The sequence below is a fragment of the Faecalimicrobium sp. JNUCC 81 genome, assembly GCF_053667625.1.
In genome coordinates this window covers 22,439-35,750 of record NZ_JBSJXY010000002.1, presented here as the reverse complement: position 1 = coordinate 35,750, position 13,312 = coordinate 22,439, and the positions used below count along the sequence as shown (strand labels likewise).

Sequence of the window (13,312 nt, the reverse complement as noted above, 5' to 3'; positions counted from 1 at the left end):
ATTTTACAACTTATAAATTCATTCTACTGAATTTTAGTTAAGATGTTGATGATTTATCATTATTATTTTTTGACTTATAATATATCAAATAACAACTTCTTAACAATATTGCAACTGATGTTTTTTTATTGTTTTAGAAATCTAATTAAGATATTGTTTAAATATTGTTAATTTGATTTTTTATATAAAATAGTTTATTAACAATATATCAACGAAAACTAACACTTCCATTTTCAAGCTCTTTATATCTACTTGTTAGAGATTCTCTAAAATAATAATTAGAATTTTAATGAATTATACTCAACTAAATTTGATGCAGTATCTAGTACTGGTGAAAAAGGAGGATTTAATCTAAAGGAAGATATAAGTGTTATTGACAAATGAAATGTGAACCCTAAAACAGGAGATGATTCTTTATTAATATATATCAGTGCAAGTTCAATTTGTTTGATGCTTTTTATTATAATTAATAGAAAAAAAGGCTTAATTACAAGCCTTTTTTTATCTATAAAATCGATTATTTTTTTATTTATTTTGGTATCCATCCTATAAACCCCTTTACACCCGATGAATAAAGGATTCATATATTTATCACTTTCTAATTCTTTTTTTCTATTTTTAATTTTTAATAGATGCTCTATTCTGAATAAATCTAAATTTTCACCAGGAAGAGTGAACTACCATCCACTTTTAACTACCTACGGTAACGTTTGAAGTGGTGGCTTCTTGGTCAAGATAACTACTGTTATCAGTATCTCCAAGCTATTGGGCTAGTTCCTAACCCTTATGATTACCATTTTATATGGCTAAGTTTACGAGATTGATACTTGCATTGATATCTCTATCGTGGGATGCTCCACACTCTGGACATTCCCATTTTCTTAGTCCTAGGTTTTTCACTATTGGATTTTTATATCCACATTCAGAACATAATTGACTAGATGCAAAATTCTTATCGGCTACTATTATTTCTCTACCATACCAATTGGCTTTATATTCTAACATTCTTCTAAATTCTGACCAACTTGCTTCGATTATAGCTTTCGCTAACTTATGATTTTCTACCATATTCTTTACCTTTAAGTCCTCAATAACTATAACTTAGTTTTCGTTTATAAGTTTAGTTGATAACTTATTTAGGAAATCTGCTCTTTGATCTGATATCTTTTGATGTAACCTTGCTACCTTCAATCTTGCCTTATATCTATTATTACTTCCTTTTTGTTTTCTTGATAAGTCTTTTTGTAGTTTAGCTAATCTTTTTTCTGATTTTCTAAAGTATTTAGGATTATCTACTCTAAATCCATCACTACATACTGCAAATTCTTTCAATCCAACATCTACACCTATTTTCTTATCAATAGTTTTTAGTTTCTCTATTTCAGTTTCTACTAATATAGAAATATAATATCTATTACTTGGTGTTCTCGATATAGTACAACTCTTTATTTCTCCATCAAATATCCTATGTTGTTTTATCCTAACCATTGATTTTAGTTTAGGTAGTTTTATATACCCATTTTCAATCCTTACAGTACCTTTTTGGTTGTTAGTAGTATAACTATGATAGTTTATTTTCTTAGATTTGAATTTAGGAAAACCTACTGATTTATCTCTAAAAAAGTTTTTGTAGGCTTTATCTAAATTCATTTGTTCATTTGCTAGCGCTAAACTATCAACTTCTTTTAGGAACTCATATTCCTTTTTGTACTGTGCAGGTGTAGGATATTTTATTTTCTTAATATCTAAACCTTTGTTTTCCTCATATACTTTAATCCTATCGGATAACATAAGATTATATATAAGTCTGCTACATCCAAAAGTTTTAGCAAAATATACTTTTTGTTCACTATTTGGATATAATCTATATTTATATGCTCTTAGCATATTAACCCTACTTTCCTTGATTTTCTATGTATTGTTTTACAACATCCAATGGAGCTACACCAGTTGTTACTAGACAATAACTCTTGCTCCAAAAGTATTCTTGACATAAGGATTTGCGAATATTTGGAAACTCATTTTTTATTCTTCTGCTTGATGCTGATCTATAAGCATTTAGCAGTTTAGATATCTCTGTATTTGGATTTGCTTTGAATAACAAGTGCACATGGTCAATATCATGATTCCATTCTAGCAGCTCCACTCCATAATTCGGTGTAATATCTACAAATATATCTTTTAGTCTATTTGATACAGAATCATTTATTACTTTTCTTCTATATTTTATACACATAACTAAATGATAGTGTAACAAAATACTGAATGATTATTACTATCTAATTTCATTGTAATTACTTCCTTTTAGTTTTTACTACTAATTCAATAATACAATACATTTTTTGAAAATCAAGCAAAATAAATAACCTATCGGTTAGGCTTACATCCTCCACCTCCTACGGTGAGGAAGAGGAATTTCGCCATTATAGGTTAAATTATCAGATGTACATATATCTAGTATCTCATTTTTAGCATAAAGCAATGTTTTTTCTATTAATTCAGTATTTAGTTTCATATTTTTATATCCTTTCTAAAAAAACTTGTAAATAAAAAAAGCAGATAAAGACTTCTCTTTACCTGCTTTTTTTGCTATATATTTTTGTTTAATTTTTTATGTATTGTGATATAATATAGATATATAAAAGGAACTTCAATTTATTAGTCGTAGAGTGAAGTTTCCAAACTAATTAAATAAATTAAAAAGTTTAACGTTTCTTGAACTTGATTTTTATATCAAGCTCAAAGCCACTCTTTCACACAGAGTGGCTTTTTAATTTGTCATATATGTAATTGGTAACTAGACCAAGATATATAGTGCTAATAGCACCAATAATTGTGACAATTATCTTTTGTTCCATACTTCTCACCTCCTTCCTTTTAAGAAGTTGGTAAGAGTTTTAGTATGGAAACACCACCCTATAAATTGAAGTTTCTATACATCTATTATACCATAAATTGGTTGAATTTACTAAGGGTTTACAGTTCTCTTAGTTTCTTTATCATAGCAAGTATATAAATGTAAATCATATACTGAAATAGCATCAGAAAAGCCTAGACCAATATGAGCCTTAATTAATTATTTAGTTTAAAATTTTACTTTATAAATATAAAGCCCTTAAAATTCAAATAAATTTATTTTTTAAGAATAATTATTTCCACTATATTGCTTTACAAGTTAATGATATGATGCTAATATATAACTATATTGTAAAGCAATATAGTTATATAAAAAGGTGAGTGATTATTTTGAAAAATACAATATCCTCTCAGATGTTAAAAGGTATACTTGAAGGATGTATCCTAAAAATTATAGGACAAAAAGAAGTATATGGATATGAAATGAATTTAAAATTAAAAGAATATGGAATTTCAACAGTATCAGATGGGACAATATATCCTTTACTATTAAAACTTCAAAAGCAAGAACTAATAATCGGCGAGATGAGAAGTTCAGATGAAGGACCTATGAGAAAATACTATAAGCTTACTGATAAAGGCAAATTACAACTAGAGATATTTGAGAAGCAATGGGAAATACTATCAAGTAGTGTAAATAATATTTTAAATATTAAATAAAGGGGGTATAATATGCGAAAGGTTAAAGAACTTATAGAGTTAAATAATACATATAGAGAGAGATTAAATGAGGATAATAAAGTATTTTACGATGATATATTAGTTTATATTAGATCAAAGAGTTTATTTAAAGACGAAAAACAGCTAGAAGAATCCTTGCTTGAAATTTTAACAGATATTATAGAAGCACAAAACCAAGAAATTAAAGCCAAAGATTATTTTGGAAAAGATCCAAAGGGAGTCAGTGATGAAATATTAAAAAATATAAATAAAAGCTCTTTTAAAGAGAAACTTAATTTATTTTTTAGTTCTATGGGAGTATATACTTTAGTTACATTGCTGCCAAAACTAATAGACCCTAATGAAGGTTTAGATTTAGGTAAATTTTTTGTAGGTTTAGTAATTACATTTTTATTTATATGCGTTATTTTGAATATTATAGGGAATACAATATACTCAAATAAAGAAAAAAAGTTGACGCGAACTATATTCGCTTTATTTTTTTTATATATAATTTTAATTGTATCGATGAGTCAATTTTTACCTGCTACCTTTGAAATTAAACTAGCAGGCTCTATTGGTATAATTATAATTTTAGCATTTGGATTCATAGGAATAATATATAGCTTAAAAGAAAAATTATTTCATTCATTTTTACCTGTCATTGTAGTATCTTGTACTTTAGGAATATTAAGTAGATTAGAATTTATAAATTTTTCAATTAGTGAAGAACCTGGTAAAACTATATCTCTAGTAGCTATGATAATATCTTTGATACTATTTTATTTAATATCTTATTTACAATCTAGAGATAAGAAAAGTTTAAAATAACTAGTTTTAAAATTTTACTTTAAGGATTATGTATTTAAAATAAAATTAAAGCCCTTAGAATCCATTTATATGGATTCTAAGGGCTTTTTTACTAGTTATCTTTAAATAATTTTTTAGAGCATTATTATATCTCAATCTTATTGAATAAATTTGTACCTTTTTTGTTAATTACAATTTTCTCTACAAAAATAAATTTATATATCCATCCTTATCTTTTACTCTTTCCGGACGATCAAATGCATATCTTTTTAGATTTTTAGTTTTATTTAATCGACTTCAACAATCTATAAATGAAAGACCTATTAATATATTTAGCATTTATTTCTCTCCCTTTTATAATAGTATTAGCACTATTATATCAATTTTTAAAAATCTAGATTTTATAACAAATCTTAAAATTTTACTTTAAGTACTAGTTATATATTTAGTTTTAAAAAATATAATATATACTTCTTTAATTTGATACTATTAAGATGCACAGTTTAAAATGTACATCTACACTAAACAAAAAAGAGATCTTGTATTCCTAAGTTTTTTACAAATCTCTTTTTTGTTTACTAAAATTTAGATATAAAAAAGGCTTCTAATTAAGCCTTTTTCTACTTATACCTTAAGCTGAAATTTTAATGTTAGTTGAAAAAATAGATTATTAGAATATAAACTCTGATATAATTTATAAAAAATTTAACCTAGGAGGGTAAAATGGATCAAAATATTTTTAATACTATAAATTTAACAGTTATTACATTACTTACAGTCTTATATATTTATCAATATTACTATATTTTAATAGTTTTATTAAAATATAAAACTACTAAAATTAATGTGAATAATGTAATGCATAAGTTTGCAGTAATTGTTTCTGCAAGAAATGAATCAGATGTTATTGAAGAATTCATACATACAGTCCATTTACAAGATTACCCAGATAGATTAATAGATGTATACGTTGTAGCAGATAATTGTACTGATGATACAGCAAAGGTAGCAAGAAAAACTGGAGCATATGTTTATGAAAGATTTAATAGTGATAATATTGGTAAAGGATATGCTTTAGATTTTTTATTTAAAATACTTAGAAATAAAAAAATAAAATATGATGGATATTTTATTTTTGACGCTGATAATTTGTTGTCTGGAAATTATATATCCGAAATGAATAAGGTTTTTAACGATGGATATAAAATAATTACAAGCTATAGAAATTCTAAAAATTATGATAGTAATTGGATTTCAGCTGGTTACTCATTATGGTTCCTTAGAGAATCTAAATATTTAAATTATGCGAGAATGTTATTAAATAATAGTTGTGCAGTTTCAGGTACTGGATTTTTAATTTCATCAGAAATAATAGATAAAAATAGTGGTTGGAAATATCATCTTCTTACTGAGGATATAGAGTTTACAATAGATAGTATAATAAATGGAGAAAAAATAGGATATTGTAATTCAGCTTGCTTTTATGATGAGCAACCAACATCATTTAAAGATTCATGGAATCAAAGAATGAGATGGTCTAAAGGTTTTTATCAAGTATTTTTTAAATATGGATATGATTTATTTAGGTCTATATTTAAAAATTTAAATTTTTCTTGTTATGATATGTTTATGACTATTTCTCCAATGATGCTTGTATCAGTCGTGACCATTTTATTTAATATTATAATGTATTTTTATTCGTTGATTTTTAATGATTTTCAAACTAGTAAATTAGCGATTAATTATGTATTTTCATATTTCTTTTATACATATTGTTCCTTATATATATTAGGTGTTTTAACAACTGTAACAGAATGGAGTAAAATACAATGTAAGGGTTATAAAAAGATTTTATATACATTTACATTTCCATTTTTCATGTTTACATATATACCTATATCTCTTTGTGCAGTATTTAAAAAAGTTGAATGGAAACAAATTAAACATACTATTAATAAATCAATTGAAGATATAGAAATATCTTCTTAAAGCAAAAACAATGGAAATAAAGGAAAGTACATAAAAATACAAGTAAAGATGAATATTAATATCCTAAATTAAATAAATAAAATTTCATGAAAAACTAAAAAACAAAAAAGAGTGAATATAAATGAATGTAGTAATTACAATATGTTCACTTATATATATATAACTATTCCTAAAATCTGAATTTAAGGGGGAGTTATATAAGTAGATAGTTAAAGTTAACTTTTGCTATAATTTTTATTAAATTTATCTTATGAAGGAGAATGTAATATATGGATGAAAAAGAGTTATTTAATTTACAAAGATATATTTATAAACCTCAAAAAGGTCAGAGTACAGAAGATGTAATTAAACATATAAAAAAAATAAATGATAAGCATAATTTGATAGCTGAAGAATGGAATAAATTATTATACCCAGTATGTGCATGCAACAATATAGAATTGCTTGAATGGATTTCAAATAATGGTGCAGATATTAGGCAAGAATGTGTGAAATTGATGAAACATACAATCAATTCCAAAGAAGAACGTTTTGAATATATATTAAAAAGAATAAATACGCTTGAATTTTTAATTAAGTTTTTAAATGAAGATTATAAAAATGCTATTGGAAATACTTTAATTAATGCTTGTTGGTATAATAATTTAGGGGTAGTGAAATATTTGATTGAAAAAGGTGCTGATTTAGAATTTAAATCCGATAATGGATTAACAGCTTTGGAATGTGCACAAAAATATGGGGAGAGATTTTCAGATTACACTTTATATGAATATTTAGAGAAGTATATAAACACAGATGTTCTTGAAAATATTGAAAAATATTATCAAGGATCAAATATATTTTATAACGATATATATAAACCAATAAAAAAACATGGCTAATTAAAGCCATATTTTTTTATTAATATTAAACTAGTTCGTAAAGTTAAATTTAAGTAATAGTTATATTTATGGACTACAATATTTAATATTTGATATTATAAATCAAACAAAAGTTAAAGAGAGGGGATTAAGATGATGATATTTATAGCACCTATAATTGGAGGGATGATAATGGGTATTTCAGGAGGGATATACGGATTAAAAATTGTACCAATATTTATAGTTCAATTATTAATATATGTAATTATTCATGAGCTAGCACATGGATTAGTAGCGCAGAAAAATGGACTTACATTTTCTGTTTTATATTTAGGCCCTATAGTATTTACATTAGATAATTTAAAAATAAAGAAAATAAAAATAAATAAATTACAACAATTCTATTTGGGTAGAGCTCAGATAGATAATAATGAGATTATAGATAATAATGATTTTGAAAATCATATAAATATATGGAAAAAAGCTTTAATGGCAGGACCTATGAGTGATTTAATATTATCGATTGTTTTTATTGTAATATCAATAATATCAAAGAATTATATTTTTCTTTTCACAACAGTATCAATAATGTTTATTATTAGTATACCTAGTTATCTAATGGGAGATGGAAAACATGTAAAGTTACTAAAAAAAGATATTTTATTTTGTGAGTTAGTTATGTATACATATAGCATTATAGGAAATACAGAAGTATCAAATAAAACTAGAAAATACTTAGTATCAAGATTATTTAAAAGTTTAGAAACATGCACTCCAAATAAAGAAAACATTATAAATATTTCGGCTATTTTAGGTATTTTATATCAAGTTTATTTTATAGGTGAAATAAATAGCTTACCTAGAAATAGTAATGAAATAATAGATAAAGTAATTGAATATAAAAAAATTATATTAAAAGAAAAAATAGAGCAAGCATATTTTAAGTCACTGATATCAAGTTGTATAATACATAATGTTATATATTTAGGAAAGATTGATGAATCTTTAAATTTGTATAATCAAATAAAAGATTTAAAATTTAACTTACCTGGTGAAAAATTAGATTTATTCAGAGTAGAACATATATTAAAAATTGAAAATAGAAAAAAAGAATTAGAAAGTGATAATTATATGAATCCTTTATTTATTGGGTGTAAAGGCGTTTATGAAATGGAAACTAAAATAAATAAAAAAATAATTGAGTTTATAGATGTGAATAAGGCTTTTAATTAAGTCTTATTCATATCTATACTTTAAACTTAAATTTAACACATAGTTAATCTTATAAGGAGAAATATCTCATATAAACTCGCTTATATACAGAATAGCATAAAAATTCTGACAATAAAAGACTGTTTTAGGAAAATGTTTACATATATAATTAAGTTAATCAAATGAAAAGCCAAACCTTGAGAAATTGAGGGACGGAAAACTAAAAATAAAGGGGCTAAGGATAAATATCTAGGCTAGCCAGTTACCAAAGGGGGATATTTTATGAAACATAAAAACATAAAAAGCATATTAGGAATAACTATGGTCACAGCTACATTAATAAGCTCTATAGGTGTAAAATCATATGCAATGGAAAAAACTCCTGTATCAGAACAACTAACAATAGAACAAAGTACAGGTGAAGAAGATAGAGCTGTAGGTTTTTATAAACAAAGAATATTACAAAGTACACAAAGAAAAAATGGAGTATATACAGGATATGCAACTCCAACATGGGTTAAAGCAAGTAGCTATGTGGCTGGAAACACATATTCAACATCAGCTGGATATACTTATTCAGGTGTTAGCACTAGTGTAGGATTTACTAAAACTATCTCAGCAAATATTCCAGCAAATTCATCAAAATATAGTAGGTTAAGAGGTAAAGCAGATATAACATTTAAAAAGTATAAGGTTCTTCATTACCAAGGAGGGTCTGTATATAAAACTACATATGAAGTAGATAAAATCTACCATAATACATATTTAGATGTTGTTTATAAATAAATTACAAAGGTAGTAACATGAATAAAATTTACATTAGAGGTAATAATATGAAAAAAAATTATATTGAAGAGTCAATATTAATAAGCGTATTTACTATAATAAGTATGTATGTGTATCAACAGTATAGGTTGACATATCTAATAAATGAACCACCGTTTAGTATGGAATTATTAATATTTCCAGTGATGCTAGTAGTAGCATTTATATTAATAGTTTCAAATAAGAAATCTAATGATAATTAAGAAAAGACTATGATATCAACATCGTAGAATAAGATTAATGAAGAAAATAAGGCTTAGTTTAAGCCTTATTTTCTTCATTAATCTTATTCTAACCATAGCTTTGATTTTTCAGCATTAATAAAATGATTTTTAAACCTCATTAGCTAAATCAATAGAATTAACTTCTATGCTATCAATTATAGCTCCTATTTCAATTAACCTTTTTCTTCTTTTATTTGTATTACTTGTATTTTTTATTTTATATCACTTATATTTTCTATACATTCTTTACAAATAAGAAAATCATTATATTCTTTCAATTCTTTTGATTCATAACAAAATAAACATCTCTTTTTACTTTTTGTTATAATAACAGCATTATCAACTACGCTTATATTTAACGATTGATTTTCTTTAAAATTCAATTTAGTTCTTATTTCTTTTGGAATTATTATTCGCCCTAATCTATCTAATTTACGCTCAATACCTTTATCTTTCATTAATACCTCCTATTTTTTATTTACTGTTTTATATGTTTATATAATGCCATAGATAGTGTATCTTGTATCTTTAAATCAAAACTATCATGTCTAAAGACATGATAGTTCTCGTATAGTTAATAAACATATTCAGTCTTACATATCTCGATCCATTGATTTACTATTTACTTTTTGTTTTGGAGCAAATAGTTTTAGATATGATTTTTTCATTTGTTCAGATAGATTAGAATCAATCTTAACTTTCTTATACATATGATTTTTCAAATTATAATCTAAGCCGTTTCCTATATCCATAGTTCCTCTATAGATACATTTATTACAGTTCTCATTAGAATGTATCTCAAAGTTTGTAGTCATAGGAGTATTTAAGGATACATATTTTTCACTTAATAAACTTACAAGTTCATTTGCAGTCTTAAAATCATATATATCACCCTTTCCAAATTCTTTCGTTTTACTAGAGTTAAATTTCACATAAAGGTTTTCTATCGGTAATTTATTTTCTAAATCCTTATCACTTGATGGTATTTTTTCTTTTTCTTTAATTTTATCTTTATCTTTGCTAACTTCCTTTTCTAATGATAAAGATAGATCTTTTTCATTAGTTAAAGTTTCTTCTATTATTTCTATATATTCAGCAGTAGTTGATTTAACTTCTTTTATAATATCAATACAATCATCTAAATCCATATTTTTAGTCCAATTATCAAGATAATTTAAAGAATAATCGCTAGTATCTAACCCAAAGTAGGAGCAAGTCGAATATGCAATCATTTCCGCCTGATACTCTCTTTCAGATTTAAAATATTTATTTCTTGTTTCCATAGTATGAAGTTTTGCATGAGCTAACTCATGTATAAGGGTTTTAACGTTTTGCAATTGGCTATTTCTAGGGTTTAGAGCAACTTCTTTAGTTTCTGGATAAGATACTCCCTTAACCACTCCTAATTCGCTCTTAGGCTCTATTATCTTGACATCTATTTTATCAGCTATAGTTTCAAGAGATTTGTACATTTTATCGTAATCTTTAACTTCTCCTTCAATCCATCTATTAGGGAATAATTTGGGTAAATCTTCTAAAGGAGCATTAGTTTGGCTTATATCAAATACATAACCAACTTTGAAATATTTCTTTTTATAAGTTTCTATTTTATTATTTTTGATACTTTCTCTTTCTTCTTTAGTAGCATACTTCAATTGTTTTTCATTATTATTTTTATCTTTAAAGTAAGTAACATCAACTGGTGTAAGTATTTTGATACCTTTTTCACCTTTATTTATTTTGTATCCTTGATTACTCCAAAACTTGAAAGATCCAACAGCCTTAGCACCTTCAAATTGTTTTTGTATAAGGGCTGAATTTCTTTCAGAGTAGTTATAGAACTTAGACATATATTCTAAATACTCTTTCATCAATTTAGGGTCTTTAAAGTACGTTTCTAGCCTATAATTTGCTTCATCTACTAATTTTTCAGATTCTTTTTTTATTTTTTCAGAGTTATTATTTATATGTTTACTACTCTTACTGGGTGTTTTTTCAATAACATTAGATACATCAAAATCTTGTACTATATCTTTTTCAATAGAAGTATCTAATTGTATAGTTTCAGAGCTATTTAAGTTAAAATCTAAACCCATATTATATAGAGAATCTATTTGTGAACTTCTAAAGTTTTCATTTTCTAAAAACTCAAATTGATTATTAAATATTCTTTGAGAAATTAAATTCAACGCTGTAAATTCCTTTGTAAAGGCTTTATCTTCAATAAATGGACTAATAGTATCTAAGGTACTAACTAATCCTTCTATTGTATCTATTTTAGGTTGTAAATATGAAATAGATATATTTTCAGTAGTGCATATATCTATAATTTCATTTTTTAAATCTAATAGAGATTTTTCTATTAGATTAGTATTAATTGAATTTGCATTTATTTCCATAAAATCATATCCTTTCTAAAAAAATTTGTACATAAAAAAAGCAGATAGAAAAATTATCTATCTGCTTGATTTACTATATATTTTTGTTTAATTTTAATTAGAATGTGATATAATATAAATATAAAAAGGAACTTCAATCTATTTAGCGGTAGAGTGATGTTTCCGAAATTATTTTCGATTAAGTTTAAACTTGATTTTTATATCAAGTTCAAAGCCACTCTTTCGCACAGAGTGGCTTTTTAATTTGTCATATATGTAATTAGTCAATAGACCAAGACATATAGTGCTTATCGCACTTATAAATAAGACAATTATCTTTTGTTCCATACTTCTCACCTCCTTCCGTTAAGAAGTAGGCTTTTTCTTTAGTATGGAAACACCACTCTATAAATTGAAGTTCCTATGTATTTATTATACCATAAATTGGTTGAGTTTACTAAGGGTTTACAGTCTTTTTAGTATCTTTGTCATAACAAGTGAAGATTGGTAAATCAAAGTCTGAAAAAGCATCAGCAAGTCCAGTTCCAACCTCCGCTTTTACTAATTCTTTTGTTTTCATGTCTTTGATTACTATATAATCTTCTTCAATATTTAACTCAACTATAATTCCTTTTGAGTGTTTAGAATCAAAGAATTCACTAACTGATTTTTCATTTTCTACATTAACATCTGCATACATATTAAACACCATCCTTTAGTTTTTTAGTTTAAAAGTTTTGCATGAACTACCATTCTTGCATTTTCAAATTCATAACTACAAGTAGATAAAGTTAAGATTTTATCTTTAGTTGTTATATTTGTATTAGATTTAAAAATAGATTTATTAATTATATCATTAATAAAACCTTCATACTCTAAATCATCTTCAAACATTGTTTTTATATAGTCATCTTTTGAATTTGTTACATATACAGAGAATATCTCATACTGAAGATTATCTCCATTTGGAGTAGAGATGGAGATAACCTTATTTTCATTAAAAAAATCTTCCTTTTTATAATTTTTTAACTGACCAAACATAGTTTGATTTTTCATGTAATGACCATATATAACAGTATTTTTATCATTAAACATTTGATTTCTAAAGTCTAAAAATATAGAACCAGAAGGTAAATAATTCTTATTTATATCCTTATTAAGATAATATGAATTATCTTCACTTTGAACAATAGGATAATCTATATTTGTGTTTTTTATTGTAATCCATCCTCTATAATCTTTATTTATATCCGATAGATCTATAACACCTTTGTTCTCTTTTTCTTTAATATTCTTTATTTCTTTATAGACTTTATCAGCTTTAATATAATCGTTTATTTTAGTTATAATTTTATAGGATGATATTACCAAAGCTATAATTAAAACTACGTTAATAATCTTTCTAAATGTGCTCATATTAATTTAATAACCTTTCTTT

Annotated in this window: 12 protein-coding genes, 2 pseudogenes and 1 riboswitch; of the genes and pseudogenes, 7 read left to right on the top strand and 7 right to left on the bottom strand. The window is 24.9% G+C overall.

The genetic code is table 11. The annotated features are described in order from the left end of the window. Positions 1–278: 278 nt before the first annotated feature. The 3 genes and pseudogenes from JNUCC81_RS19170 to tnpA all read right to left on the bottom strand — a co-directional run bounded on the left by JNUCC81_RS19170 (position 279) and on the right by tnpA (position 2,289). A complete protein-coding gene (locus JNUCC81_RS19170) occupies positions 279–545 on the bottom strand; it encodes a hypothetical protein (RefSeq protein ID WP_454096507.1) in 267 nt (88 codons plus the stop codon). Between the two features lie 253 nt (positions 546–798). Next, a pseudogene (gene tnpB / locus JNUCC81_RS19165) lies at positions 799–1,887 on the bottom strand (IS200/IS605 family element RNA-guided endonuclease TnpB). 7 nt (positions 1,888–1,894) lie between these two features. After that, a pseudogene (gene tnpA, locus JNUCC81_RS19160) lies at positions 1,895–2,289 on the bottom strand (IS200/IS605 family transposase). A 969-nt stretch (positions 2,290–3,258) separates the two neighbouring features. Here tnpA and JNUCC81_RS19155 point away from each other — a divergent pair. The 7 genes from JNUCC81_RS19155 to JNUCC81_RS19125 all read left to right on the top strand — a co-directional run bounded on the left by JNUCC81_RS19155 (position 3,259) and on the right by JNUCC81_RS19125 (position 9,475). Next, positions 3,259–3,576 (top strand): PadR family transcriptional regulator, encoded by a 318-nt coding sequence (locus JNUCC81_RS19155; protein ID WP_454096514.1) that lies wholly within the window; start codon positions 3,259–3,261, stop codon positions 3,574–3,576. A gap of 12 nt (positions 3,577–3,588) precedes the next feature. Then, on the top strand, positions 3,589–4,407 hold the full coding sequence (locus JNUCC81_RS19150; protein ID WP_454096506.1) for a hypothetical protein: 819 nt from the start codon (positions 3,589–3,591) through the stop codon (positions 4,405–4,407). 702 nt (positions 4,408–5,109) lie between these two features. Then, complete coding sequence (locus tag JNUCC81_RS19145; protein ID WP_454096505.1) at positions 5,110–6,375, top strand: glycosyltransferase; 1,266 nt, start codon at positions 5,110–5,112, stop codon at positions 6,373–6,375. Positions 6,376–6,644: 269 nt separating this feature from the next. Next, positions 6,645–7,256: an ankyrin repeat domain-containing protein gene (locus JNUCC81_RS19140; RefSeq protein WP_454096504.1), complete on the top strand. Its 612-nt coding sequence runs from the start codon at positions 6,645–6,647 to the stop codon at positions 7,254–7,256. A gap of 132 nt (positions 7,257–7,388) precedes the next feature. Next, the gene (locus JNUCC81_RS19135; protein WP_454096503.1) at positions 7,389–8,468 is read left to right on the top strand and encodes a site-2 protease family protein; all 1,080 of its coding nucleotides are present in this window, start codon (positions 7,389–7,391) and stop codon (positions 8,466–8,468) included. Positions 8,469–8,626: 158 nt separating this feature from the next. After that, positions 8,627–8,717, top strand: a riboswitch (cyclic di-GMP riboswitch). 12 nt (positions 8,718–8,729) lie between these two features. Next, positions 8,730–9,233, top strand: a complete 504-nt coding sequence (locus JNUCC81_RS19130; protein WP_454096502.1) for a hypothetical protein — start codon at positions 8,730–8,732, stop codon at positions 9,231–9,233. A 47-nt stretch (positions 9,234–9,280) separates the two neighbouring features. Then, positions 9,281–9,475, top strand: coding sequence for a hypothetical protein (locus tag JNUCC81_RS19125; protein ID WP_454096501.1), 195 nt, complete (start codon positions 9,281–9,283; stop codon positions 9,473–9,475). Between the two features lie 233 nt (positions 9,476–9,708). Here JNUCC81_RS19125 and JNUCC81_RS19120 read toward each other — a convergent pair whose 3' ends face one another. From JNUCC81_RS19120 to srtB, 4 genes are all read right to left on the bottom strand, one after another. Next, positions 9,709–9,954, bottom strand: coding sequence for an AbrB/MazE/SpoVT family DNA-binding domain-containing protein (locus tag JNUCC81_RS19120; RefSeq protein ID WP_454096500.1), 246 nt, complete (start codon positions 9,952–9,954; stop codon positions 9,709–9,711). A 135-nt stretch (positions 9,955–10,089) separates the two neighbouring features. Then, positions 10,090–11,895 carry an ImmA/IrrE family metallo-endopeptidase gene (locus JNUCC81_RS19115; protein WP_454096499.1) on the bottom strand — a complete coding sequence of 602 codons (1,806 nt, stop codon included), beginning with the start codon at positions 11,893–11,895 and terminating at the stop codon, positions 10,090–10,092. Between the two features lie 436 nt (positions 11,896–12,331). Then, positions 12,332–12,574 carry a hypothetical protein gene (locus tag JNUCC81_RS19110; RefSeq protein ID WP_454096498.1) on the bottom strand — a complete coding sequence of 81 codons (243 nt, stop codon included), beginning with the start codon at positions 12,572–12,574 and terminating at the stop codon, positions 12,332–12,334. 23 nt (positions 12,575–12,597) lie between these two features. Then, a complete protein-coding gene (srtB, locus tag JNUCC81_RS19105; RefSeq protein ID WP_454096497.1) occupies positions 12,598–13,290 on the bottom strand; it encodes a class B sortase in 693 nt (230 codons plus the stop codon). Between the last annotated feature and the right edge of the window lie 22 nt (positions 13,291–13,312).